Below are 25,150 nucleotides of genomic sequence, written 5' to 3' on the forward strand. Positions count from 1 at the left end.
ACTGCCCCGGGCCGAATTCAGCCAGGAAAATAACGTCATGGTATCATTGCTATATTTTGCTGCAGTTGGCGCAATCCTGTTCTTCATTCTTCGCTGGAGTTGCGGGGATTGCGTCATGGGCCACAGTCACAATACCTCACCTTCAGGACTGCCGATAATTGTGCTTGGCTGGGCGCTAAGCCTGTTCCTAGCTATCACCTTTCTGGTCTGCGTGATCTTTGACCTGCTGTTCCCTAACTTCGCGATGTACGAGAGTTGGGCAGGATTGTTACCCGGTTTTGTTTGGCTCACGCCCGCCGGTTTCGCAATCGGACTTTTCGAAAGCTTCCTCTACGGCTGGTATATCGCGCTTGTTTTTGGCCCAATTTACAACGCGCTCATCGCGCGGCGGAGGCTGAAATGACCCGCTTTGCCCCCCCTAGCATACGTTTCCTCGGCGCCGCCGGCACTGTAACCGGCTCGCGCTATCTGATAGAGGCCGGGTCACGCCGCATTTTGGTTGATTGCGGTTTGTTCCAGGGCTTCAAGACATTGCGCGACCGCAATCGCAAACCGTTTCCGGCCCGGCCGAACGGGATAGATACGGTGCTTCTCACGCATGCTCACCTTGACCATTCCGGTTACCTTCCCGCCCTAATCCGATCAGGTTATGCAGGGCGTGTCCTTTGCACCGAAGCTACTGCAGAACTCTGCGGGCTGATCCTGCCCGATAGCGGTCATTTGCAGGAAGAAGAGGCGCGATACGCCGCGCGCAAGGGCTTTTCCAAGCACAAGAATCCATCTCCGCTCTATACAGTGGAGGATGCGAAGAGAGCTCTAAAACACCTCGACACAACGGCTTTCGGTCGCCGGATCGACCTTGGCGACCAGATTGCGGCGACCTTCATCCCCGCTGGCCATATACTCGGAGCAGCACAAATCCGGGTTGAGCTTGGTGAGACCGTGGTGCATTTCAGCGGCGATCTTGGTCATGATCATGATCCTTTGATGCGCCCGCCAGCGCCTTTCGAAGGCTCCGATTTTCTCGTATGTGAGTCGACCTACGGCAATCGCAGACATGCGAACATCGACCCAGAAACCGAACTTGCGCCGGTGCTAAAGCGCACGTTCGCTCGAAGCGGTACAGTCCTAATACCGTCATTCGCAGTAGGTCGCGCACAGGGGCTCATGTATCACATCGCCCGGTTGATGACGCGCGGCGAGATTCCACGCGTACCCGTTTACCTCAACAGCCCAATGTCGGTCGATGCAACCGAGATCTATCACCGCCATCACGAAGAGCACCATGTGTCCTGGGATGAGTGTGTGGCCATGTTCCAGCTGGCCAAGCGCATAAACACAGTCGAACAGTCGAAGGAACTCAACTCGCGCCAAGGTCCAATGATCATTATCTCGGCCAGTGGTATGCTGACCGGTGGACGGATCTTGCACCATCTGACCAGCTTCGGCCCGGATCGCCGGAACACGATCTTGCTATCCGGTTTTCAGGCAGGGGGGACGCGCGGCTCGGCCCTTGTCGACGGAAATCGGGTTTTGCGCATATTCGGGCGCGAGGTCCCGATCGAGGCCGAGGTCGTACAACTTCACTCCTTTTCAGGTCACGCCGACGCTGACGAACTTCTTCGATGGATGGCCTCGGGTCCCTCCCCGCGCATGACCTATGTGACGCATGGAGAACCCGCTGCCGCCGACATATTGCGTCAGCGCATAGAACATGAGCTCCACCGTGAAGCGCGCGTGCCCGATCATTTGCAGATGGTGCGCCTGGGGCATCCAAAATGACTGACTCACTGCTCCTTGTACCTGCAGGAATCGACACCTATCGCCAGCCGGTAGTCTACATGACCGAGGATTGCCATATCTGCCGTGCTGAGGGATTTGCTGCACAGACCCGTATTCGTATCGATTTGGGTACGCGGTGGATTGTCGCGACTCTGAATGTGGTGGCGACCGGCGGATGGCTGAAATCGGACCAAGCGGCACTGTCCGCTCCGGCATGGTCCGCGCTCGCTGCATATCCCGGGTGCCGCGGGCAATTCTCCCATCCCGAGCCCGCAGTCTCGGCCTCACTCATCAGGGCGAAAGCATATGGAAAACGACTTTCCAAGAAGGATTTCGGCGCAATCGTTGGCGATACGCTCAATAACAGACTGTCGGAGATCGAACTCGCCGCCTTCCTCACCGCTTGCACTGGCGACAGGCTCGATGAAAACGAAACGGTAGCCCTGACGCAGGCGATGCTGGATGCGGGCGACAGGCTCGACTGGGGTGGACGCAAGATCCTCGACAAACATTGCGTCGGGGGATTGCCCGGCAACCGCACGACCCCCATCGTCGTTGGCATCGTCGCTGCCGCAGGAGAGCTGATACCCAAGACATCGAGCCGCGCCATTACCTCACCCGCAGGCACTGCCGACACGATGGAGGTCATGGCACCGGTCAATCTCGATGCGGCGGCGCTGCGCGCTGTCGCCGAGAGCGAGGGTGGCTGCGTGGTCTGGGGAGGCGCCCTCAATCTCAGCCCGGCCGATGATTATTTCATACGTATTGAGCGTCCGCTCGACCTCGATTCCACGGGCCAACTTGTGGCAAGCGTTTTGTCCAAGAAAGCAGCCGTCGGATCGACTCATGTGCTGATCGACATACCAGTCGGACCAACTGCCAAAGTCAGAAGCCGATCCGCCGCAGACATTCTTGGGGCGAGGCTCACCGCCGTAGGGCGACAGATCGGCCTGAATGTCGAGCTGCACGTTAGCGACGGAGCCGGCCCGGTCGGACACGGCATCGGACCGGCACTTGAGGCAATGGACGTATTGGCGGTGCTGCGTTGTCAGGCAAATGCACCGCAGGATCTTCGATCGCGCGCACTCGATCTAGCCGGTGGATTGCTCGACATTGCGTCGGGCGATGAGGGTAAAGGGCGATCACGGGCTGAGGCGCTGCTTGATAGCCGAGCGGCCGAGAAAAAGTTCATGGCAATCTGTATGGCGCAGGGAGGATTCCGTGAGCCTGAACCGGCGCCGCAGCAGATTGAAATCCTGGCGCCACGCTCGGGCATATTAAATGCCATCGACAACCGCCTGATAGCCCGCATCGCCAAGCTCGCCGGCGCTCCACGCCAGAAAAGTGCAGGAGTCCGGCTTGGCGTCCGACTTGGCGAGAAAGTCGAGGCTGGCCAACCCCTCTATTCAATCCACTCGGCAACTCGCGGGGAACTGGCCTACGCCCGCAATTACGCTGGCACCCATCCCGAAGCCTTTTCAATCTGCGAGGAGGTGACATGATCCTCGTTGCCTTCCCCGACATGGTTGCCCTGACTGATAGGATAGCCCGGCAGCTCTCAGCTAGGGCCTGCCCGCTTGAATGGCATCACTTCCCCGATGGCGAAAGCCTCGTCACCTTGCCAGACGGCCTGGCGAATGCGGACGTTGCAATCGTCGCATGCCTGCGAAACCCGGACCGTATCGCTCTGCCACTGCGTTTCGCGGCAGAGACGGCGCGCGAACTCGGTGCGGCGCGTGTCGGACTTATCGCCCCCTATATGAGCTACATGCGGCAGGACGCGCGCTTTCAGCCGGGCCAAGCTGTGAGCGCACCGCTTTTCGCCCGCTTTCTCGGCGAAAGTTTCGACTGGTTGGTGACAGTCGACCCACACTTACACCGCATTGTCAGGCTCGAAGAGATCTTTCCAATTCCTGCGATCCGGGTACCCACCGCTTCGCAAATCGCCGCCTGGATCGTCCGCGACACACCAGATGCGTTGCTGGTCGGTCCCGACAGCGAGAGTCAACAGTGGGTCGCAGAAGTCGCCAAGATGGCGGGCCGACCACACGAAGTATTGCAAAAGACACGAACCGGTGACCGGAACGTCCAACTCAGTGTGCCGCAGCATGTTGATTTTAGTGTCGGCACGCCGGTGATCCTGGACGATATCGCATCGTCCGGCCGGACAATGGTGCAGGCCGTCGAAAGGGTATTGGCCGCCGGTGCGAAGCCTCCGGTCTGCGTCCTAATTCACGCGGTCTTTGCCGGAACTGCATATGAAGACATTGCCGAAGCTGGGGCTGCATGTACCGTCACGACCGACACAATTCCGCATGTATCGAACAGCATATCGATCGCGGAACACATTGCCGACGCGGTGCAGCAGGTCGTGCTTTCAAAGCCGGTAAAAGGGGCCTGACCTTGAAGAAATCGAGCATTTTTGCGCAAAAATTCGTTATTGGACGCTCGGCGACCGAATTTCTGGCCACCATGAATTCGAGCTCCACGCTCCCCCGAGAACAGGGGGCCCGTTGCCGTAAATATGCTGCGTTTGCTGTTCCCCGGCCGTCGGACGCAAACGATGTGCGCCAACGTCATTGGCTTTTAGGCAATACACCCCCACGAGAAACTGCGCCAGGCGAAGCCATACAAATCATTTCCTATGCCCGCGAATTACAGATGGCCACCGGCATCACCTACCGCCCCCATAAAATGCAGGTCGAGCAATGAGCAACAGTACGAGTCACGAACATACGGAAGATTCAATCTGGGTCTGTCCGATGCACCCGGAAATTCGGCAGGACAAATCTGGCGATTGCCCAAAATGCGGTATGCACCTCGTCCCTGAAAATGATGTCGGCACCGATAGCTGCCACCACCATCATGGACATCAGCATCACGACCACACGGCCGCGAAGGGAGGCCGTTACGACACGGTTCCCGAGGGATACCAAGGCCCCGTATACACCTGCCCCATGCATGCCGAGGTGCGTCAGACCGAGCCTGGCTCTTGCCCGCTTTGCGGCATGGGACTCGAGCTCGAGTCCGCGGCCATGGCCGAAGACGGCCCGAATCCCGAACTAGTGGATTTCACACGTCGCTTTTGGGTCGGTACGGCTCTAACGATCCCGCTCTTGATCCTCACAATGGGACCTTATTTGGGTTTTCCCGGCGTTCGCGAAATATTTGGTGAACGGGTCACACTATGGATCGAACTGGCGTTGGGTACGCCGGTGGTTCTCTGGTGCGGCTGGCCATTTCTCGTGCGCGGGTGGAACTCGTTTCGCACCATGAATCTCAACATGTTCTCTCTGATCGGCATGGGGGTCACAGCAGCTTGGCTGTTCAGCATCGTCGCGGTGCTTGTGCCTGGTATCTTCCCTGACGGTTTCCGCGACTCCGAAGGCCATGTAGGAGTCTACTTCGAGGCCGCTGCGGTTATCGTAACACTCGTCCTGCTAGGCCAGGTAATGGAACTGCAGGCCCGTGAGGGGACAGGCAAGGCGATCCGAGCGCTCCTCGACCTCGCTGCTAAAACGGCCCGGATCATTCGGGACGACGGCAGCGAAGAGGAAATACCGCTTGAAGCCGTTCAGGTCGGTAACCGATTACGGGTGCGACCGGGCGACAAGATTCCGGTGGACGGAGTCGTGATCGACGGCCGGTCTTCGGTTGACGAAAGCATGATCACTGGCGAACCGGTCCCGATCGAAAAGGTGGCCGGAGAACCGGTTACGGGCGCGACAATCAATGGAACAGGATCGCTTGTGATCGAAGCCCGCAGGGTGGGCGCCGATACGATGCTGAGCCAGATCGTCGAAATGGTGGCCAACGCGCAGCGGTCGCGGGCACCGATCCAGAAATATGCAGATAGGGTCTCAGGCTATTTCGTGCCGGCGGTGATCGTTATCGCCGTGCTTGCTTTCGTTGGATGGGCCATCTGGGGACCGGCGCCGGCCCTCTCCTACGGCCTTGTCGCGGCGGTTGCGGTGATGATCATCGCCTGTCCCTGTGCGCTTGGCCTGGCGACGCCGATGTCAATCATGACAGCCACCGGACGCGGCGCGCAGGCCGGCGTTCTGATCAAGAACGCCGAAGCGCTTGAGCGGTTCGAGAAGGTCGATACGCTGATTGTCGACAAGACAGGCACGCTGACAATGGGCAAGCCACGCCTGGTCGGCGTCTTCCCCCAGCCAGGTCACGACGAAGCTGAAGTTCTGCAGCTTGCAGCGACCCTCGAGAAGGGCTCGGAACACCCGCTTGCAGAAGCAATCGTTGACGGGGCGGAAGAGCGCGGAGTGAAACTGGGGAATGCTGAGAATTTCGAAGCGGTGACCGGCAAGGGCGTCACGGGCACAGTAGCGGGAAGACCAGTCGCTCTGGGGAACCTCAAGCTGGTCAAGGATCTCGGCCTTGAAGCTGGAGACCTGACAGATAAGGCGAACCTCCGGCGGGATGAGGGTGAGACGGTCATGTTCGTGGTCGTCGAGGGCGAAGTTGCTGGCTTGGTCAGCGTCGCTGACCCAGTAAAGGAGACAACTCCCGGCGCTCTTAAGGCTCTCCACGAACTCGGCTTCCGCATCATAATGGCGACCGGCGACAACGAACGAACAGCGAAGGCGGTCGCTGCGCGTCTGGGCATCGACGAGATTCGCGCCGACGTGATGCCCGAAGACAAAGCGGCAATCATCAAGGAACTGCAAAGCAAGGGTGCGAAGGTCGCAATGGCGGGTGATGGCGTCAACGACGCACCTGCGCTCGCACAGGCTGATGTTGGCATTGCGATGGGAACCGGAGCGGACGTGGCTATCGAAAGCGCCGGGATTACGTTGGTCAAAGGCAACCTCGACGGCATAGTTCGGGCGCGGCGCCTGGCTCAAGCGACGATGCGCAACATCCGTCAGAACCTGTTCTTTGCGCTGATCTACAACGCAAGCGGAGTGCCGGTCGCCGCGGGTGTTCTGTTCCCGTTTTTCGGGATCCTGATCAGCCCGATGTTCGCAGCCTTCGCGATGAGTGCGTCGTCAATTTCCGTGGTCCTCAACTCGCTACGTCTAAGAGGAACAAGAATATGATTGGCGAAGCAGACTCAGGGCAAAATGCCCGTGGGACCGCCACTCCGACAACAGGAGCCGAGACCGTCACCGGGCCGGCTGTTCCGGAAAGACACCGGCTCAAAGCCCGCGCCGCACTTTACAGATCTCATGATCTTCACTTCGCTGACTGGGCCCGCGGAGCGGGTGTGCTCGTCCATGATGACCTTACACAGGCACGTGTCCACGACATGGTTGACACGCTCCACCAGCGCGGCGTTATCCACGATAAAGTTATCGGGTACGAAATACTTAAGGCCGCAGATCTGGTTGCGAACGCCGCCATGTGGCTGGTGGTTCATATGACCTACGCTAGGCGCGTTCACACCGATGGAAGGGCGATGGCGCCGGACGACTTCAAGCCCGTCCCTGAAGGTCATACCGGCGGGTCGCTCAACATGGTGCCTGCATATGTTGGCTACCTGGCAGCAAATGCGCTCTGCCGCCTCACCCGCTCTTGGGTAATGGAACAGGGTCATTGTGTCGCCGCAATCGATGCAGTCAATTTGATTGTCGGCAACCAGTTTCCCATGCAAGCGGAGCGCTATACCTACTCGGACGACGGGCTCACGAGGTTCGTACGCGATTTTTACTCCTACGAGGTGTCGACAGACGGTCGGCCGGTATCGCCGCTAGGCAGCCATGTAAATGCGAACACCGCAGGTGGCCTGATCGAAGGCGGCTATCTCGGGTTTGCGGGTTTGCTTTATAGCCACATGCCATTGCCGGAGGAACGGCTGGTCGCATTTCTGAGCGACGGCGCTTTCGAGGAACAGCGAGGCAGTGACTGGGCTCCACGCTGGTGGCGGGCGGAAGATACCGGTCTCGTCGCGCCGATCATGATCGCCAATGGGCGCCGGATCGACCAACGTACGACCATGGCGCAATCCGGAGGAGTTGACTGGCTGCGCCAGCACCTGCGGTTGAACGGCTTCGATCCGATCGACCTTGACGGACGCGACCCAGCGGCATTTGCCTGGGCAATCTTTGAGATAGAAGAGCGTCTCTCCGCTTGTAAAGCTGCGGCACAGCAAGGCGAAAATTTGTACCCGGTGCCGCTGCATTACGGAATCGCCGAAACCCAGAAGGGTTTTGGTTTCCCTGGCGCAGGCACGAACCGCGCCCACAATCTACCTCTCGAAGGAAACCCAAGCAGAGATGACAGAGCACGGGCTGCTTTCAATGACGGCGCACGTCGCCTATGGGTAGCCCCGGAAGCCCTGAAAGAAGCCATTGCAACCATTTGCAATCATGATGCATCACCGGTCCGTGCCCGCGAACGCGATCACCCGCTCGCCGCTCGTCAACCGGTGGAGATCACTCTGCCGCCGCCACCCTGGCGGGGCAGCGGCGAAGTGTCTTCGGCCATGTCCGGCATCGACCATTATTTCACCGCCATCGTCACCGCCAATCCGGATCTGCGTGTGCGAGTGGGCAACCCGGACGAAATGCGCAGCAACCGTATGGATTCCGCGCTGGATCTTCTGAAGCACCGCGTTACAGCTCCAGAGTCAGGTCTGGCAGAAGCCATCAACGGTTCGGTGATTACGGCATTAAATGAAGAAGCTGTAATCTGCGCCACGTTGGCCAACAAGGGCGGCCTGAATCTAACGGTTTCCTACGAAGCATTTGCCGTCAAGATGCTTGGTGCACTTCGCCAAGATCTGATCTTCACGCGCAACATGCTCGAAGCCGGGCGCAAGCCTTATTGGCTTGGCCTTCCGGTCATTGCCACCTCTCATGCGTGGGAAAACAGCAAGAACGAACTTTCCCATCAGGACAGCACCTTCGCCGAGGCAATGTGGGGCGAGATGTCTGACCTGTCTCGCGTTGTATTCCCAACCGATTGGAACACTGCAATTGCGTGCTTGCGCGCGGCCTATCAAGATCGAGGCTCGATCTGGAGCATGGTTGTGCCCAAGCGGGATGTCCCAGTCCGGCTCGACCAATCCCTGGCGGCACAGGCGGTCCGCGATGGTGCGGTCTGCCTTCGCGATTATGAGGGAGATGGCCCCGGCGTACTTCTGGTCGCAACCGGAGCTTACCAGCTGTCCCAAGTTATCAGGGCATCGGATCGGCTGGTCGAACGGCGCGTGGCGCATCGCGTGAATCTGATCCTTGAGCCTGGACGATTTCGCGTCCCGCGCGATGATCGCGAAATGGCCCACATAGCGTCCGCCGATATTGTCAGCGCCGTGTTCCCGAACAGCATCAAAGCGCGAGTATTTGTGACTCATACACGCCCAGAGCCGTATTGCGGCCTTCTCAGGCCACTGGATTCCGGAACGCGTACTTCATGCTGGCTAGGTTTCAAAGGGCGAGGAGGAACGCTGGACGTAGATGGGATGCTCTTTGCTAACAGGTCAACTTGGGCGCATGTCATAGCCGCAGCGGCGCAGGTTCTTGAACGACCCGCTTCAGATCTTCTTTCGTCACATGAGATCGATGCTGTGGCCGGAAAACGCCAACCAAGAGGCGTGCTATTCGGAGGCTAGGAAGCATGCCCCCTTTCCACAAAGCAATTGCCCCAAATTTCTGAGGTCGGCCCACAAATTTGATCGAGAGATGGTACGGCAAAGCGCCTTCTGACCAGTGAGCCAATTAACGCGCGGGTTTCACCTTCCGCACATTGAGTCATAGAGAGCTCGCGACCATGATGTTTTGTCACGATAAAGGCCTTGTTTCTTGCGCGACCACGGCCATCGAACCAGAGGTCGTTTCCGGCAGGAAAGCTTTACGACTTTGGTCGGTGACGATACTGCACGACAGCCTCCTCCGATGACTACGCCTCTGCCGAAAGAGATCCGGGAGGGGCGTCGCGCAGGGGCAGCAATGCTTCTTGCACTCTTGCTCGGCATGGCTGCCGCAAACTCATCCCTAGCGGATAGTTATGTCTTTCTGCATCACTATCCGCTCCGGGTCGGCATACAGCCACTTCAGCTTGAGGCGCCGCTGATCGATTGGATCAACCAAGGGCTTTTAACAGTTTTCTTTTTTCAGATCGGCCTACATACCAAGCACGAAATGACCTCCGGAACCCTCGCAGAACGAGGAACAGCCGCAGTTCCGGCGACTGCGGCGCTGGGAGGCATGATCCTACCAGCGGCGATTGACACGGGCTTTAATCTCAGTAACCCGGCCGCACTCGGTGGCTGGGCTATTCCGATAGCTACCGACATCGTTTTGGCACTCGGAATTCTTTCCCTTTTCGGAAACCGGTTACCAAAAGGAGTTGTCGCATTTGTTACCGCCGCGGCGATTTTCGACGATCTAGGAGCTGTGGTCGTCGTTGCGATATTTTATGGAAATGTCGAAGCTATTCGGCCGCTGGGTTTCATCGCCTCGGGTTTCCTGGCTCTGCTCGTCCTTAACAGGCGTCAGTATGCCGGTCTCGCCGCGTACCTTGCGGCTGGAGCGGTAATCTGGTTAGGACTCGTTGCTACCGGCCTCGAAGGCGCCGTGGCGGGAGTCGTGGTCGGCCTATCGCTTCCACTCACGGCATTCCCGCCCCATACAGCATCTCGTGCCGAACGACGCCTCTCTCCGGTCGCCTTTTTCGTAGTGGTGCCAATATTCGCCTTTTTCAATGGCGGTGTTCAAATGAATTTCTCTTTCTCAAACCTGGCCGCCGAGCCAATAGCCCTTGGCATTGTCATTGCATTCATGATCGGAAAACCTGCCGGGGTACTTGCCGGAACATTGCTGGCACTTCGATTACGCTTTGGGTCTTTGCCGGACGGCGCAACACTGCGCGATATTGCAGGAGCCTCACTACTTGCCGGGATTGGCTTTATGATGAGCCTGTTCATCGTGACAGTGGCGTTCGAGCAGCCGATTGTCGCCGAGACCGCGAAGTTGGCGGTGCTCGCCGGCTCGGCCATGTCAGCCATCTTCGCGCTGTTCGTCCTTAGGACCGGATCGAGCCAGACGGGGTAACACTGCCCTCTAACTGGTCAACGCCCCGGACGGATACAAGGTTGCCATTCCCACTGCCGGTTCATCAAAGCAAACAGGAATGAAGACGACCAAGCGATAAGTAAAAGACCGTTCAGTGCCTCGACCCCAGTAAGAAAGCGCATGTGCCCTGTGGGGAATATGTCGCCAATGCCGAGCGATGTGTAGGTGACGGCCGAATAATAGAAGAAGTCGAGCGCCCCCGAGAGCGACGCACCAGCGAAATCACCAATAGATAACGCGTTCTTGGCCAAAGCATAGACGCCGGCATATAGCGCGATCTCCGCTAGATGGACTGCAAAAAGCAGAACAGTCACCGCCAGCACGCGCGTGTGAGGCGTCAGCGGTATCGCGGCCATACCTCCGGAACACCATCGCAACGCCCCAAGATGCGTGAGAGCGGTGACGAGAACGACAGAAACGGCGAGCAGAATGGATAAAAACAAGGAATGTGACCTCCTCAGTTATTGCTCTTCAGCATGGATATCCAGGGACGCTATTTGTCGGAATATTCGCCCCGCCGACACAACAAAAGTTGCGCGGAATGCCCATGAGCCTTTCTGGTTTCAATGAGTCATTCGAAGCACTCAGCGAATTCGAGCGTCCCGACTTTGAAAGCCTCCAGATATTTCAGAACGTGGGTAACCGCTGCGCGTGTCTTGAATGTTCACAAGGGGCCCCACTCGCAGCTCCACTCACCGACGCGGCAGAATAGAGCTATGCACTGCGCATTTCGCGGACATCCATTCGCGAGTGACGCTACGGTCTGCCACAAGCAACTATCGAGCGACTATCGCGACCGAACAACGATCATGACCCAGCGAGTGGTTCGGCTCCTCGATAGGTTACCAGAGCGACCCCCAGTATCGCGAGGGCGATACCGACGATTTCGTTCAAGCCTATGGATTCGCCGTAAAACAATACCCCCATTGTCAGTCCAAAAATCGGGATAAGAAAACTGAATGCGTTCGCGCTGTTCAGCGGGACTTTCTCCAGTACGGAAAACCAAAGCCAGTACACCAGAGCCGAACCGAAGAGACTGAGAACGAGGAGCGTAGCAACGAATTCCAGCGAGAAATCGATCTCTGTCGGTTCCTCCATGATCAAGGCGATAACCGCCAGCGGAATACTGCCGATGAGTAATTGAAGGCCCATCGCCATTAGGGCGTCGACGCTTCCGGCAATTCGCTTGATAACCACGTTACTGACCGTAACACCGAGTGCGGCAAGTGCAATGTATCCAACACCCACCAAGTAGTTCTCAGACTTGCCGTCGAACAAATGAGGTGAGGTGATAACGAGAATGCCGGCAAAACCCAGAGCCAAACCCGCTTTGCCTCGAGCCGTAAGCCGTTCCTTGAGAAGGATGCCAGCGAGGCCCGCAGCCAGTAGCGGCTGGGTGTTCGCAATCACCGTTGCAATACCTGGAGAAACGAATTCTGCAGCATGGAACATCCCCAAAAATCCCAGACTGGTAGCACCCAAGCCTACGATCGCCAACATAGTCCAGTTCTGATACCCGCTGGGCAGGGGTTTCCGCAGCCAAATCGCGATAAACAACAACGCCAACCCCGCCAGAAGAGCGCGTAGCGCTGCAAATGTCAGATGAGGTGAAAATTCGATACCAACAGCTATCAAAGGAAAACACACAGCCCAAAGCAACATCACCACAATTACTTGCAATACCGCCCCAACGCCCATCAGAAACCCCTAATAATTATTGAAAAAGATAAGATATTTAACATTTACACTTACCTACAGCCGCAATCGAAAGTTCCATTTTTGAACAACCACGTGGATATTGCTGAGGTCAAAGGAGACGCCGACAGCCGCGGTTGATTACACGCTTTCTTGCAATCAGATAAAATGGCACGGGAGGCTTTTCGGCAGGGGAACTGTCGCCAACAGTAGAGTTGATGCAATCCAAAACCATGACGACGAAGCTGCCGTCAGATTTCATGACGGTATGGGCACCACCGATCTCAATTTGAACGCGGCCAATTAAGAGGTGTGCGTTTCGCGCGGGAACTCATTCGATTGCCCTTTCGCTAGACTCAGCACGCTTTAATTGACCTACGTCAATGCGCGAGACGAGCTTGCGAGGGAGTGTTCAATTCTGACGCGGCAAATTCTGACGTGCGGAAAGGACCAAGGCCATGACAGTTCCAGACAAAAAGACATCAGCGCGTCACGGCCAGGACAACGCTGCATTGGAATGGCCTATGACAGGAGCACGGGAAATATTCCTCGGGTTCCTTCTGAAACGGCTGGGCAGCCGGTCGGACGCTGAGGATGTGCTTCAGGAATTCTACATCAGGGTGCTGGCACGCAAGGACCAAATTCGGAACCCAGAGCGAATGGACGCTTGGCTCTATGCGGTCCTGCGTTCTGTGCTTAACGATCACTTCCGCAAGCAGGGACGTTCGAGGCGTTTGCACGATGCAGTTGCGAACGAAATGAACGCGACGGCGTTGATCCAAGCCCCGATCGAAGACGTGGATGTGATTTGTAGATGCGTCAAAGGTCTAGTAACCGAACTGCGTCCGGTGGATGCCGACCTGATTCGACGCATCGACATCGAGGAACAGAACCGGGCGGCAGTGGCTGCTGATCTAGGTGTCGCGCCCGGAACCCTGAACGTCCGACTTCATCGGGCCCGCGCAGCATTGGGCGACGCTCTCTTGGCGCATTGCGGGCCGTGCTGTCGTGACGGATTTGACGATTGTTCCTGTTCACCTATTGGCTGCGAGCGCCCAGATGAGCGCACACATTGCGGAGACACAGCCTCTTCAGAATGAACACAGCACTTTCGCAACCGTCTAAAATGACCATCCAGCCATAATTGCCGAGCGCGAGGCCCTCGCACAATTCGGCACGAACCTCGGAGCCGAGCGGAAGGCGCGGGATCTAACAGTTGCGACCGTATTTCGTGCTTTTTTCGCTCCGTGCTCCAGCATGTAAGAGACGACTGGGAGCTGAAAGATGCAATGGATCGTCGTCAACCCGGTCAAGGCTCTTGCTGATCGACAGGATGTTGGCAAGGTACATCTTTGGGCACGAGCATAACCAAGACCACCGCCTAAAAATCCAGCGCTCCGTGAGGACACGACGGAGAAAGGAACACAGCACGTGGCCACCTCCACCATTCTCGTGCTGAATGCGGGCTCTTCAAGCCTCAAATTTGCACTGTTCGACAGTGTTAGTCCCGGTCAATGCCAGCTGCGTGGCGCTGTAACAGAAATCGGTACAACAGCGGCGCAGTTCGTCCTAAAAAATCCGGAGACTAGCGAGCAGACGCTTTGGCGCGGTTCGTTCGATAACCATCATACTGCGCTTGACGCAGTTCTTAATGCCGTCGCAGCATCCGAGAGATGCAGCCAATTGGCCGCTGTCGGTCATCGCGTCGTCCATGGCGGAGCGGGCTGCTCCAGCCCTGCGGTGGTCACTCCCAAATTGATCCGACGCCTAAACGAGTTGGTTCCTTTTGCGCCCCTACATCTACCGTCCAACATTTCCGGCATTGAGGCCTTGGCCACACTGCGACCCGGTCTTGTCCAAGTCGCTTGCTTTGACACCGCTTTTCACAATGACATGCCGCAGGTGGCGCAAATGACAGGGCTACCGCGAAAAATGCAAACGCCGGAGCTCAGACGTTACGGCTTTCACGGCCTGAGCTATGAATACATTGTTGCAGCCCTGCGGAGTGACGGCGTGGATGTAGAGACCGAACGTATTGTTGTTGCGCACCTGGGAAACGGAGCGTCGCTCGCGGCCATCCGTAAAGGGAAGTCGGCCGACACAACCATGGGATTCTCTACAATATCCGGCGTTCCAATGGGTACCCGCTCGGGGGATATCGACCCGGGTCTCCTTCTCAACCTACTAACGCAAAGATCGATGACCACGGCCGAGGTCGAGGATCTTCTTACCAAGGGCTCTGGTCTTCTGGGACTGTCCGATACAAGCCACGACATGCGTACTCTGATTGACCAACACGACACTCCGTCTGATGAAGCGATCCAATATTTCTGCTATCACGTGCGTCGTCACCTTGTGGCCCTTACTGCGCCGCTTGAAGGGATCGACCGGGTGGTATTCACCGGCGGTATTGGAGCCAACGCGGCGCCTGTACGGTCGATGATTTGCTCAGGATTAGACTATCTCGACATCAGTCTCGACGAGGTAGCAAATGCAGAAAACCGCAAGATTATCTCGTCCCCTGGATCGAGGGTCATTGTGGAAGCACGCTCAACAGACGAGGAAGCGATCATCGCAAGCCATGTTGCGCAACTTTGCCCAACGCTCACAAACGGCTCTGCAGGTTTATTGTGATGGGTCAGATCGATACGGCAATTTCACCTAATGTCCTCTTCACCAGGCCCACTCAGGCGCGTTCGCGCCGCGATATTTGAGGACAATCAAATAAAATACGCATCAAATAATGAAATATTCAATATTTACGCTAATAATTTTGAGACTCCTTGATCATACAAACTTTCACTTTAGAAAATCTAAATACATACTTTATTGATAAATTACTCACTCAGATCGCATTAGTGAAATTTACACACTTCCATATATTGCGCTATAAATTGTCTTGGAAAACATAAATACATCAAGATCATTTTGTTTGTCTTGCCCCCGGCGTCTCCAGCAATCTCACGCCTGGGCCTTTCCCGTCCTCGGCCGTTATAAATATGACGCCACCCTCCTCAAGCGCTCTCACAATGTCCGCCAGTGTACGGTCATAAGGTATCCGCTTCTCCTTCTCGAAGTCGGTTAGGGTCTGCTTTGCGATCTTCGCTTTCGATGCGAGATCGATCTGCGTCCAACCGAGCAGAGCGCGCGCCGCACGGCATTGGTGGGGATAGATATTCATAGATTGTACTTTTTTCCTAACATTGGGCCTATTATTGTGGTATATTTTGATCATCCAAGCACTTCACGGGGATTTTGACCATGATTCATCCATCCAACACCACGTCCGCTGTCGCCGGAGTTCTGCATGAGCCGCTTGATGCTGCGTATTTCGAGACAGCCCTCCATCGCACGCAGGATGGTGGCCTCCGGCCGGGGGCCGATGCAACCGAACTCGTCGAGTTGATTCAGTCGGGGGAAGTCGTCGTAGATGACTTTCGGTTGCCGCTTCCCTGCTTTGTCGGAGATCTAGAGATCGCCGCATTGTCGTCGGCCTCCGGATACGGGTGTGTCGAAGGCCCTCTCCACCGGCGCCTGAAGTTCCTCGCCCGCCTTGCCGCGGAGGCGATTGACCCGGGCGGCCTAGTGCTGGTCGAACATCCGCTGACCAAGGACCGCTTTCCGATGGTCCCCGACGTGACGCTCTGGCACGCAAGCGGCGTTGCCCAGACTTTCGAAGCCGGAGCGATCGACGGCCGGAAGATCGTCGCGCTGCTGGAGACCTGGGCTGTTTCTGTGACCGTGTTGCCCTTCGCGGGGCATGGAGAGGATATGGTCACCGGTTACACCTTCCGCCATATCAGAAACCCTCCGCCGGAGTCCGTGGATGTCGATGGCTTGCAGCGCGCTCTATGGCAGCTCCGTTCGTCCCGTCCTGAACCTCTTGCGGCCTGATGGAGGGTTCCATGCGGAACATCGAGAAACCACCAATCTGCGGCCGTGACTTCCTTGCACTGCAGGAGGAACGCGGCCTGAAGTCGATCGACTATGCCTGGATCCTCGGCATGAGTGCGCCGGCTTTCGGGAGCTACAAGAACCGGGAGGCGAAGAGGAACCCCGCCCGGATGCTGAGGAAGCATCGCCATGCCCTGGTGATCCGCTGGATGTTGGAGAATGAGGACGCCGAGCCGGGTCTGAGCGCACCTGTCCCGAGAGACATGATCCGGCGCCTTAGAAGCCTTTGGGATGGCAGGTTCTCCGCTAAGCGGTTCGGCATCCTGCTCGGAGCCGCCGGCGGCACGGCGAGCAGTTGGGGATCGGGACAGCACCATCCCATGACCATTACCCAGCGTATCTGCTCGATGCTGCACCATACAGACGACGGGCTCTTCCTCGAGCGCTTCCTCGCCTGGGAAGCCATGGCCCTCGATGAAGCCGAAAGGCGAGGGATACCCGATCTCTACCAGGCGGAGTCCTGGCGTCAGGCATAGGACATCCCTTCCGGGAGCCCGCGGTCGAAGGCTGCATGCTTTCCCCTCCACTCATTCTGACAATCCGTTCTGCCAATCGCCGCCCGTCTCGCGGGCGAAAAAGGTGAGTCATGCGCAACAAGACACTCGAGGATCAGCTGGAGCTGATCGACACCACCAGTGCGTGGGAACTCTGGCGGACCGTAGAGCCCCGCTTCCTCTCCGAATGCTCTTCCATCCTCCGTCAACTTCATCGACGTCTCGAACCTGCAATGAAGGCGATCTGCCGGATCCATCCGCAACTGACAGAAGACGTGCAGGCTATTCTCGATAGCAAGTTCGAAACCCTGCCGAAGCTGCTTGCCTCGTTGCCGGCGGATCCAGCCGAGGAGACCGCCCGCTTCGACATGCGGATGACGATCGTGCTCTATAGCTGGGTGATGGGCGTGTGCGCCGATCTTCCTCCGGGCCGGCTCAATCCGCTGGCCCCGACCATGCTGGCACGGGGCCTGATGCTCTTTGCAGACGGCCTCCAGGCCCCGGCTGTCGTACAGTCAAACCGCCCCCGTCATGAACGCTCCTGGGAAGAGCGGCAGACGGTCGCGGACTGGAAGCGGCACCGGGAGACTCTGCGCGCAATGGCAGAGAGCTGGATCCGTCTCGATCCTCTGGCGGCGGCCTTCGAGGTGCTTCCCGACTACGAGGCGCGCGTCTGTTATCGCGCCGCGGCTGCAATCCTCTCTGCGGCCGGCGATCTTTCCGACACCGGTGCAACGCGCGAAGCGCTCGAAAAGGAAGATCTTGCACGAGGCAGCGGTTCTGTCCTGCCCGATCTCCCGGCAATCGAGAAAGACCAACCCGGTAAAGGCGTGGCGATGCTGTCCGTGCTCCGTGGATATGTTCCAAAGGAGGAGCTGAAGCGCCAGGGATGGGACCGTCTGGCGGAGCCCGTGCCGCTTCTCGGCAACGGATCGAACGAGGTCGTGCGCGCGCTCGCGCGGGAGTTCCCCTGGATGGAGGATGTCGTCGACCACATCCGCCGCGACCTCTCGCTCCAGCGTCTCCGCAAAGATGCATCCTCGGCCATCAGGATCCGGCCGCTGCTTCTCCTCGGGGCGCCCGGCACCGGCAAGTCCCGCTTCGCGCGGCGCTTCGCCGAGCTCGCAGGACTGCCCATGAGGACCATCGGCTGCGGGGGCACCAGCGACAACCGGGATCTGGCCGGCACCTCCAAGGGATGGTCGACGGGCGAGCCCTCATCGGTCCTGCGTGCGATTCGAGACGGCAACTGCGCCAACCCCGTGATCCTCGTCGACGAGGTCGAGAAGGCGGGTCTCTCCCGGCACAACGGTCGTATCGTCGACACGCTGCTGGCGATGCTGGAGCCCGAGACCGCGCGAGGCTGGTACGACGAGTATCTCTGCACGGCGGCCGATCTCTCCGCGGTGAACTGGATCCTTTCGGCGAACTGTCTTGCCGGACTGCCCGAGCCGCTGCTGAACCGCGTGACGATCGTGCGGGTTAAGTCGCCCAATGCGGAGCAACTGTCGGTGATCTTCGACAGCCTCAAGTCCGATATCGCCAAAGAACTCGGTGTCGATCCCTTCGCCCTGCCGGAGATCCATCCGGAAGCGGAGCGGATGCTCGAGCACGCCTTCGCCGAGGGCCAGAGCATCCGGCGGATCAGGGCGGCGCTGCTGGCCGCGATCGGGGCGAGTGTCGACGGGCCGCGGATGCTGCATTGAGGCGCTGGGCATGGCCCATTCGACCCAAGCCCCTCTCCAGTATTGGAGGAGAGTTTCCCTGCCCGGTCTGCTGTCATGTCGACCAATTCGGCCGCCGGCCTTCGACACCTCTCACGAGCGCGTCCCTTTCGGGGCGCGGTCGAAGACCAACGGCCTCATCTCCACCCCCCTTATAAACGGGGTGGAGACACTCCGCTTAAAGGGGGTGGAAACAGTTAAGCGAATGCGATCGCAAGCTGTCTCCACCCCACTTATTGTAGCAAGTGAGCGCGGCGCATCGACACCGCATGTTCACGTTACGTTTTATCAACTTGGTACCATCACTCGGCGCCGCCAGAGCCGCTCTGATGCATCATCGTGTCCGCAAGAAAGAACTCCGCCGCATAGCCGGGACTTGCGGCGAGTACGCGCAAGACTCGTCCTCAGAGGCGGCCCGTCAGGCAGGCGATCCGGGTCACCCTGGATCGCCTGCGCGCGCCCCCCGCCGCGTTCTTATCGTCCGGCAGTACCACCTCGGAGTGGGTGCAGAAGATCGGCGGTATTTCGATGTCTTCGATCAACGACTCCCCCGGACCTTGCCGAAGCGGTGGAGGCGCGATGCGGTGTCTTCCGGGCAATGAAGCTGCTTCCACTCGGAACCATCCGGCGAAGCGCAGAGAGGCATGACTGGACGCCCGAAGCGCGCTGCTGATGACGCTGAACATCGAACTTCCCTGCCGAGAGACCATTTCGATGGGTCTTGAGACCCTCCGGGAGACACAGCTGGCTCACCTATTTTGGCCGGTAACAGCCCAATCCGACCTTCAGGCGCGCGATCCGGCGCCTGCAGGACCTGGCCGCCAACAGTATGCAGGGGCTCGAACCTCAAGAGCACCTCCACCTTTATGCCCTTAATTATCTCTCGTTAAGCCTCTTTATTAACTTTATTTTTTGAACTCATCTTGAAATAACAAAGCAAATAACCACACAAAACACATCATATAGATTATATATGTTTAGGTAAAAAAGTTTAGATGCATAATTTTTTTCACTCGGTGTTTTCATATCTAAATTTTATAATTGGATAAATGAGGATACTCACGGAGATTTACATGAATGAACGCCTTCTGACACCAGATGAGATGGTATCTCTGCTCTGCCTTCCCTCGCGCAGAGCCCTCTATACAGCGTTGCACGCCTACCCGGAGACCCTGCCGCCGCCCATCCGGATCGGCAAGCGGCTGCGCTGGCTGGAAAGCGTCGTCAAGCGATGGATGAGAGAATTGGCCGACCGGTGAACAGTCACAGTTTTGAGCAAACAGCATAAAGGGCCCAGGCAAATGCCTGGGCCCTTTTCAGTTCAGGATAGCGGTTCTCAAGAGGGTTTTGGAATGTTGCTGAACAGGTCTTCCGCCGACTGTTCGGCCTTGGGTTCGGACTTCTGATCCCATGGTCTCAGGCGCTCCGGTTGACGCACGGGAGCAGATGCATCTGCATCCAGCAGCTTCGGGCCTCCAGCCCGCCCCGTGCGCGCTGCCCCATATCCGACCTGCGTCCTCGTCGATCGGTGCCCGAGCGCTTTTGCAGTCGTCTGTGGATCCTCACCCTGCTTCTTGATGTCTGAACTGACCTGATGGCGGAAGCAATAACAGGATACTCCGGGCTTCTTGATCACAGCCTTGATCCGCGCATTCAGCTTGTCTCTGAACTTATCGGTATCAGCCACGCCGACAATTGCCGTGCCCCCGCTTTCGAGGCAGGCATCGATGACCAGCTTACAGGCAAAGCTTTCATCCGGGCGGATCGTGAGACTGCGATGCACCTGGCCCTTATCACCCTTGACCTTTGCCCCTTCGATATCGAACGTCAGGGTGTGTGCTTCCGGGTCATAGGTGACGACCGCAGACCGAGAGCCCGAGACTTCGGCCGGCCTCGCTCCGGCAAGCGCCATCACCGCGGCAGCTGTCCGCCACTTGGCATCCGAGCGGATCGAACGGAGCACCTGATCTACCCAATCGTCGGGCAAACCCTTCAGTTTCCTTTTGCGTTTCTCGCTCGGATTCGCCGGATCGCCTGTACGACCCGCCCAGATCTCCAGCCAGGAAAGCCGGATCAGCAGAGTGCCCAGACTGATGGAGCATTGCTCTTTGTGAACATCGACCAATTCCCTCGCAAGATGCTGATCGCATTTCAGTTCATCACGCATCGCCTGCTCGAGTACATCATCTGGCTGCTTTGCCGCAGAGAGTTCCCCTTCCAACAAGGCGCCCAGCTTTCGGCGCATGGACGCGATGTAGTTGCGACGCGTCGGCCTCTTGATTTTGAGCCACTTTTCCTCGGTCCAGGGCTCGACCTTGGTCTTTCGATTGGATCGGTCGTAGCGCTCTTCTGTCGAGGGAGCGAGTGTCTCCGAGATCGTCCGCAAATAGGCTTCGGCACGCGCGATCTTGTACTGAAGACTCCCCACAACGCCGGCATGCCAGAGATACGATGGATTGCGAACAAGGCTAATTGACAAGCTATTCAGGCACTTGCTCGGATCTCCGGGCACGCTCAGACTTTTCTCCGGGCCACGCAGCGCAGAATCAAAGCGCTTAAGATCAAGGTTCTCCTTACGCTCGATCCATTTATCCCGAGCCTTGGCACGAGATGCATTGAACGCAGGCGAGACCGCAGACTCCGCTGCCTGCTGCATCTGAGTCAGCCTTTTGAGAATCTCAAGGATAGCGAGGTCGCGCATGTCCAGGACCTCTGCGTTGTCGGTTTTTTTCTCCAACGAATCATGCAAGCCTTCGAGGTCCTTGGCTGCGCGATGCACTCCCCTCCAGAAGACCAGAACCGGCCCCTCCGGCCCACCCGGATACCCGTATCGAGGATCAATAAGCGGGCGTGGTCTCGGAGCAGGCAAAGGTTGCTCAACCTGAGCAGACTGGGAGGAATGCTTGTCTGACGCAGTCCGGCGGTCCGGTTGCAGCTTTTTCTGGGCTCGTTGGCCGGATACCTGTCCGGCTCCCGGCTGTGAAGCGGAGGACCGGTTCTCGCCAGACTGCGATCCTTGCGCAATCTGCCCCTGGCGCCCCGATGGATTGTTCGCTGGCGCAGGCGACGACGGGGCTTGCGGCCGGGATACCGGCGCCTGCGTTCTCGTGGGTTGAGGTGCAGAGGACATCCGACGCTGCGCTTGTGCCCCCTGCCCTTGAGCCCCCTGAGGCTGAGCAGCACCCGACGGACGGCCTTGTGCGGGAGGCATCGACGGTGCTTTGCCATTGGCCTGAATTTGCCTGCCCTGGCCCCGGGACCTGGGATCATTAGGCAGTCCATCGCTTGCAGGCCGCTGCGGCGGCTGCGGATGCTGCACCGGCCGCCTCACTTGCATGCCCCCATGCTGCGGATGCCCGTTTTGCCGTTTCAACTGAGCCTGTCCAGCAGCGGGCCCGCGCGTGACTTGCTCCTTCGGCAAGGCGCTCGGATTGAACACCGGTTGCTCCGATACTTTCTCTTTCTTCTTGAACCAGCCGATCATCAGCTCGCCTTTCGACGAAGTTTCTCGGCAATCTTCTCCGCTTTCAGGTGCGTGTATCGTTTCAGCATCTGCAGCGTCTTGTGACCGGTGACGTGAGCCACCTCCATGTCGGAGAGCGTACCAAGCTCGTAAAGACGGCTGGTCGCCTCATGACGCAAGTCATGGAACGTCAATCCTTTGATCCCTAGCCGGTCACGCACCTCCCTGAAGTCTTTGCCCAACTGATCTCCAGACACGCCAAGGACCGAGCCGAGATCGCATGGCCCGAGCTCAAGGAACACCTCGACCGCCTCGTCGGAGAGTGGCACGTCGCGCGGATCTCCGTTCTTAGTCTCCGGCAGATGGACCACGTGTCGATCGAGGTCGACATAGCGCCAATCGAGCTTCACCAGTTCACCGCGTCGCATCCCAGTCTCCAGCGCGAGCCGGATCGCAGCGGCGAGAATGGACCGCGGCCCGGCACCTGCAATCAACCGCTTCTCCTCGCCCGGCTTCAGTCGCCGATCGCGACCTTTGCCGGCAGACGGAATCCGAACGTCAGCCAACGGGTTCTGCAAACCATTGAAGCCCCACTCGACCCGCGCAAGATCGAAGGCATGCCGGAACATCAGCAGATCTTCCCGCACAGTCTTCGGCTGGACCTTTTTGAGCCGCGCCTCGCGGATATCGACAAAGTCCGCTGCCGTCAGCGTATCGAGACCCCGCCGCGCAATCGGGTCCTGTCGCCACATCTTGACCAGTGCCGAGTGCTGGTGCCCCTTGCGAGCATTCGCATGACGGTCGTCATAAAGAACCAGAAGATCGTCGAGCGTCTTGCCGGCATGCGCGCTCGTATCGACGTACCGCCGGTTGCGCATTTGGGCTTCGGTCTCATTTGTCCACTTCTGGGCATCGACTTTCCGGTCGAATGTCCTGGTCTGCTGCGGGTAACCCTTGATGCGGACACGAGCCTGCCAGCTGCCGCCGTGCTTCCTGATCGACGCCATTTCCGTACCTGTATGAACTTGTTGTCTGAGTTACAGAATACTGCGAATCCCGTTTTCACGGAACGGCCATGGTGAAAGTGGCGCCGTCCATCAGTGGCGCAAGAATGGCGCAAACGAGATTTTCCGGACATCGAGGCTGGAATCAAAAACGCCGCAAGCGATTGAACTTGCGGCGTTAATTCTTGGTTGCGGGGGCAGGATTTGAACCTGCGACCTTCAGGTTATGAGCCTGACGAGCTACCGGGCTGCTCCACCCCGCGATATGGGTGTGTCATTGCGAGAGGTTAAGGGTGTTTTGGTTTTTCCTCATATATGACCTGGCGGCGACCTACTCTCCCGCGGCTTGAGCCGAAGTACCATTGGCGCGGAGGGTTTTCACGGCCGAGTTCGGAATGGGATCGGGTGCGGGCCCCTCGCCATGACCACCAGGTCATAAATGAGGAATGCGATGAACGGTGTTCGTGTTTTTGGATGTCTGCTTCGGCTGCAGTGCTTTCGCTCTGCGGTCCGGTATTTGGTTCTGTATGAGTTTGGTATCAAGCCGATCGAACGATTAGTACCGGTTAGCTTCACATGTTGCCACGCTTCCACACCCGGCCTATCGACGTGGTGGTCTTCCACGGTTCTCGGCGAGACCTGGTTTTGAGGGGGGCTTCCCGCTTAGATGCCTTCAGCGGTTATCCTTTCCGCACTTAGCTACCCTGCTGTGCCGCTGGCGCGACAACAGGTCCACCAGAGGTGCGTCCATCCCGGTCCTCTCGTACTAGGGACAGCTCCTCTCAAGTCTCGAACACCCACGGCAGATAGGGACCGAACTGTCTCACGACGTTCTAAACCCAGCTCACGTACCACTTTAATCGGCGAACAGCCGAACCCTTGGGACCTGCTCCAGCCCCAGGATGTGATGAGCCGACATCGAGGTGCCAAACACTCCCGTCGATGTGGACTCTTGGGGAGTATCAGCCTGTTATCCCCGGCGTACCTTTTATCCGTTGAGCGATGGCCCTTCCACGCGGGACCACCGGATCACTATGACCGACTTTCGTCTCTGCTCGGCCTGTCGGCCTCGCAGTCAGGCAGGCTTATGCCATTGCACTCGTCAGCTGATTTCCGTCCAGCTTGAGCCTACCTTCGCGCGCCTCCGTTACTCTTTGGGAGGCGACCGCCCCAGTCAAACTACCCACCATGCAGGGTCCCGGATCCGGATCACGGACCGCGGTTAGATATCAAAAAACAAAAGGGCGGTATTTCAAGGGTGGCTCCACCCCGGCTGGCGCCGGTGCTTCAAAGCCTCCCGCCTATCCTACACATTCATTTCCTGATACCACTGCAAAGTTGTAGTAAAGGTGCACGGGGTCTTTCCGTCTGACCGCGGGTACTCCGCATCTTCACGGAGAATTCAATTTCGCTGAGCCAACGTTGGAGACAGCGGGGAAGTCGTTACGCCATTCGTGCAGGTCGGAACTTACCCGACAAGGAATTTCGCTACCTTAGGACCGTTATAGTTACGGCCGCCGTTTACCGGGGCTTCGATTCAAAGCTCTCACCTCTCCTCTTAACCTTCCGGCACCGGGCAGGCGTCAGACCCTATACCGCGCCTTGCGGCTTCGCAGAGCCCTGTGTTTTTAGTAAACAGTCGCCACCCCCTACTCTGTGCCACCCCCACCTGGTTGCCCAAGCGGAGGTCCCCCTTCTCCCGAAGTTACGGGGGCATTTTGCCGAGTTCCTTCAACGTTGTTCTCTCAAGCGCCTTGGTATGCTCTACCAGCCCACCTGTGTCGGTTTGGGGTACGGTCTATACGGTGGGGCTATTTCCCGGAACATCCAGGCCGCACACTCAATCCAGTAAGAATGTACGGCTTCCGATATTCGTCACGTCCCACCAGGTTCAGGAATATTAACCTGATTCCCATCGACTACGGCTTTCGCCCTCGTCTTAGGGGCCGACTCACCCTGCGCGGATTAGCCTTGCGCAGGAACCCTTGGGCTTTCGGCGAGA

The 25,150-nt window shown here is 57.9% G+C and carries 20 protein-coding genes, 1 tRNA gene and 2 rRNA genes (1 of these 23 only partly in view); 14 read left to right on the plus strand and 9 right to left on the minus strand.

The genetic code is table 11. The features are described 5' to 3' along the window. Positions 1–37 precede the first annotated feature (37 nt). From ACOOE1_RS11935 to nhaA, 8 genes are all read left to right on the plus strand, one after another. Positions 38–403, plus strand: a complete 366-nt coding sequence (locus ACOOE1_RS11935; protein ID WP_420402421.1) for a DUF5676 family membrane protein — start codon at positions 38–40, stop codon at positions 401–403. Next, complete coding sequence (locus ACOOE1_RS11940; protein WP_420402422.1) at positions 400–1,782, plus strand: MBL fold metallo-hydrolase RNA specificity domain-containing protein; 1,383 nt, start codon at positions 400–402, stop codon at positions 1,780–1,782. The genes ACOOE1_RS11935 and ACOOE1_RS11940 overlap by 4 nt, the downstream gene beginning before the upstream one ends. Then, on the plus strand, positions 1,779–3,284 hold the full coding sequence (locus ACOOE1_RS11945) for a thymidine phosphorylase family protein (protein WP_420402423.1): 1,506 nt from the start codon (positions 1,779–1,781) through the stop codon (positions 3,282–3,284). Before ACOOE1_RS11940 ends, ACOOE1_RS11945 begins: the two co-directional genes overlap by 4 nt. Continuing rightward, the gene (locus tag ACOOE1_RS11950) at positions 3,281–4,183 is read left to right on the plus strand and encodes a ribose-phosphate diphosphokinase (RefSeq protein WP_420402424.1); all 903 of its coding nucleotides are present in this window, start codon (positions 3,281–3,283) and stop codon (positions 4,181–4,183) included. The genes ACOOE1_RS11945 and ACOOE1_RS11950 overlap by 4 nt, the downstream gene beginning before the upstream one ends. A gap of 2 nt (positions 4,184–4,185) precedes the next feature. Beyond that, positions 4,186–4,494, plus strand: a complete 309-nt coding sequence (locus ACOOE1_RS11955) for a hypothetical protein (RefSeq protein ID WP_420402425.1) — start codon at positions 4,186–4,188, stop codon at positions 4,492–4,494. Continuing rightward, positions 4,491–6,839 carry a copper-transporting P-type ATPase gene (locus tag ACOOE1_RS11960; RefSeq protein ID WP_420402426.1) on the plus strand — a complete coding sequence of 783 codons (2,349 nt, stop codon included), beginning with the start codon at positions 4,491–4,493 and terminating at the stop codon, positions 6,837–6,839. The genes ACOOE1_RS11955 and ACOOE1_RS11960 overlap by 4 nt, the downstream gene beginning before the upstream one ends. A gap of 167 nt (positions 6,840–7,006) precedes the next feature. Continuing rightward, complete coding sequence (locus ACOOE1_RS11965; protein ID WP_420402427.1) at positions 7,007–9,352, plus strand: xylulose 5-phosphate 3-epimerase; 2,346 nt, start codon at positions 7,007–7,009, stop codon at positions 9,350–9,352. Positions 9,353–9,635: 283 nt separating this feature from the next. Beyond that, a complete protein-coding gene (nhaA, locus tag ACOOE1_RS11970; protein WP_420402428.1) occupies positions 9,636–10,793 on the plus strand; it encodes a Na+/H+ antiporter NhaA in 1,158 nt (385 codons plus the stop codon). Between the two features lie 17 nt (positions 10,794–10,810). Here the strand turns inward: nhaA and ACOOE1_RS11975 are convergent, their stop codons facing one another. Then, positions 10,811–11,257 carry an ion channel gene (locus ACOOE1_RS11975; RefSeq protein WP_420402429.1) on the minus strand — a complete coding sequence of 149 codons (447 nt, stop codon included), beginning with the start codon at positions 11,255–11,257 and terminating at the stop codon, positions 10,811–10,813. A 364-nt stretch (positions 11,258–11,621) separates the two neighbouring features. Continuing rightward, complete coding sequence (locus ACOOE1_RS11980; protein WP_420402430.1) at positions 11,622–12,512, minus strand: DMT family transporter; 891 nt, start codon at positions 12,510–12,512, stop codon at positions 11,622–11,624. Between the two features lie 455 nt (positions 12,513–12,967). On the opposite strand from ACOOE1_RS11980, the gene ACOOE1_RS11985 reads away from it, so the two are divergent. Further along, entirely contained in the window at positions 12,968–13,609 is a 642-nt protein-coding gene (locus tag ACOOE1_RS11985; RefSeq protein WP_420402431.1) for an RNA polymerase sigma factor, read from the plus strand. Positions 13,610–13,940: 331 nt separating this feature from the next. Continuing rightward, positions 13,941–15,143: an acetate/propionate family kinase gene (locus tag ACOOE1_RS11990; protein WP_420402432.1), complete on the plus strand. Its 1,203-nt coding sequence runs from the start codon at positions 13,941–13,943 to the stop codon at positions 15,141–15,143. Between the two features lie 289 nt (positions 15,144–15,432). On the opposite strand, the gene ACOOE1_RS11995 is transcribed toward ACOOE1_RS11990, so the two are convergent. Beyond that, the gene (locus tag ACOOE1_RS11995) at positions 15,433–15,744 is read right to left on the minus strand and encodes a helix-turn-helix domain-containing protein (RefSeq protein ID WP_420402433.1); all 312 of its coding nucleotides are present in this window, start codon (positions 15,742–15,744) and stop codon (positions 15,433–15,435) included. A gap of 26 nt (positions 15,745–15,770) precedes the next feature. Between ACOOE1_RS11995 and ACOOE1_RS12000 the strand changes: the two genes are divergently transcribed. The 3 genes from ACOOE1_RS12000 (at position 15,771) to ACOOE1_RS12010 (ending at position 18,663) form a co-directional block, all read left to right on the plus strand. Continuing rightward, positions 15,771–16,403, plus strand: coding sequence for a hypothetical protein (locus ACOOE1_RS12000; RefSeq protein ID WP_420402434.1), 633 nt, complete (start codon positions 15,771–15,773; stop codon positions 16,401–16,403). An 11-nt stretch (positions 16,404–16,414) separates the two neighbouring features. Continuing rightward, complete coding sequence (locus ACOOE1_RS12005) at positions 16,415–16,939, plus strand: hypothetical protein (RefSeq protein ID WP_420402435.1); 525 nt, start codon at positions 16,415–16,417, stop codon at positions 16,937–16,939. A 110-nt stretch (positions 16,940–17,049) separates the two neighbouring features. Then, a complete protein-coding gene (locus ACOOE1_RS12010) occupies positions 17,050–18,663 on the plus strand; it encodes an AAA family ATPase (protein ID WP_420402436.1) in 1,614 nt (537 codons plus the stop codon). 422 nt (positions 18,664–19,085) lie between these two features. Here ACOOE1_RS12010 and ACOOE1_RS12015 read toward each other — a convergent pair whose 3' ends face one another. Further along, the gene (locus ACOOE1_RS12015) at positions 19,086–19,223 is read right to left on the minus strand and encodes a hypothetical protein (protein WP_420402437.1); all 138 of its coding nucleotides are present in this window, start codon (positions 19,221–19,223) and stop codon (positions 19,086–19,088) included. Positions 19,224–19,754: 531 nt separating this feature from the next. On the opposite strand from ACOOE1_RS12015, the gene ACOOE1_RS12020 reads away from it, so the two are divergent. Further along, the gene (locus ACOOE1_RS12020) at positions 19,755–19,940 is read left to right on the plus strand and encodes a helix-turn-helix transcriptional regulator (RefSeq protein ID WP_420402438.1); all 186 of its coding nucleotides are present in this window, start codon (positions 19,755–19,757) and stop codon (positions 19,938–19,940) included. Between the two features lie 77 nt (positions 19,941–20,017). On the opposite strand, the gene ACOOE1_RS12025 is transcribed toward ACOOE1_RS12020, so the two are convergent. The 5 genes from ACOOE1_RS12025 to ACOOE1_RS12045 form a co-directional block, all read right to left on the minus strand. Further along, entirely contained in the window at positions 20,018–21,460 is a 1,443-nt protein-coding gene (locus ACOOE1_RS12025; RefSeq protein WP_420402439.1) for a hypothetical protein, read from the minus strand. 704 nt (positions 21,461–22,164) lie between these two features. Then, entirely contained in the window at positions 22,165–23,151 is a 987-nt protein-coding gene (locus ACOOE1_RS12030) for a site-specific integrase (RefSeq protein ID WP_420402440.1), read from the minus strand. Between the two features lie 183 nt (positions 23,152–23,334). After that, a tRNA-Met gene (locus ACOOE1_RS12035) sits at positions 23,335–23,411 on the minus strand. 55 nt (positions 23,412–23,466) lie between these two features. Next, positions 23,467–23,581: ribosomal RNA gene (gene rrf / locus ACOOE1_RS12040) — 5S ribosomal RNA — on the minus strand. A 102-nt stretch (positions 23,582–23,683) separates the two neighbouring features. Next, a 23S ribosomal RNA gene (locus tag ACOOE1_RS12045) occupies positions 23,684–25,150 on the minus strand; it runs 1,275 nt beyond the window's last position.

Source organism: Nisaea sp., assembly GCF_965216895.1.
Lineage (GTDB): Bacteria > Pseudomonadota > Alphaproteobacteria > Thalassobaculales > Thalassobaculaceae > Nisaea.

Coding starts and splice junctions, on each gene's coding strand:
- ACOOE1_RS11935 (WP_420402421.1), top strand. CDS start 38: ATGGTATCATTGCTATATTTTGCTGCAGTTGGCGCAATCCTGTTCTTC.
- ACOOE1_RS11940 (WP_420402422.1), top strand. CDS start 400: ATGACCCGCTTTGCCCCCCCTAGCATACGTTTCCTCGGCGCCGCCGGC.
- ACOOE1_RS11945 (WP_420402423.1), top strand. CDS start 1,779: ATGACTGACTCACTGCTCCTTGTACCTGCAGGAATCGACACCTATCGC.
- ACOOE1_RS11950 (WP_420402424.1), top strand. CDS start 3,281: ATGATCCTCGTTGCCTTCCCCGACATGGTTGCCCTGACTGATAGGATA.
- ACOOE1_RS11960 (WP_420402426.1), top strand. CDS start 4,491: ATGAGCAACAGTACGAGTCACGAACATACGGAAGATTCAATCTGGGTC.
- nhaA (WP_420402428.1), top strand. CDS start 9,636: ATGACTACGCCTCTGCCGAAAGAGATCCGGGAGGGGCGTCGCGCAGGG.
- ACOOE1_RS11980 (WP_420402430.1), bottom strand. CDS start 12,512: ATGGGCGTTGGGGCGGTATTGCAAGTAATTGTGGTGATGTTGCTTTGG.
- ACOOE1_RS11985 (WP_420402431.1), top strand. CDS start 12,968: ATGACAGTTCCAGACAAAAAGACATCAGCGCGTCACGGCCAGGACAAC.
- ACOOE1_RS11995 (WP_420402433.1), bottom strand. CDS start 15,744: ATGATCAAAATATACCACAATAATAGGCCCAATGTTAGGAAAAAAGTA.
- ACOOE1_RS12000 (WP_420402434.1), top strand. CDS start 15,771: ATGATTCATCCATCCAACACCACGTCCGCTGTCGCCGGAGTTCTGCAT.
- ACOOE1_RS12005 (WP_420402435.1), top strand. CDS start 16,415: ATGCGGAACATCGAGAAACCACCAATCTGCGGCCGTGACTTCCTTGCA.
- ACOOE1_RS12010 (WP_420402436.1), top strand. CDS start 17,050: ATGCGCAACAAGACACTCGAGGATCAGCTGGAGCTGATCGACACCACC.
- ACOOE1_RS12020 (WP_420402438.1), top strand. CDS start 19,755: ATGAATGAACGCCTTCTGACACCAGATGAGATGGTATCTCTGCTCTGC.
- ACOOE1_RS12030 (WP_420402440.1), bottom strand. CDS start 23,151: ATGGCGTCGATCAGGAAGCACGGCGGCAGCTGGCAGGCTCGTGTCCGC.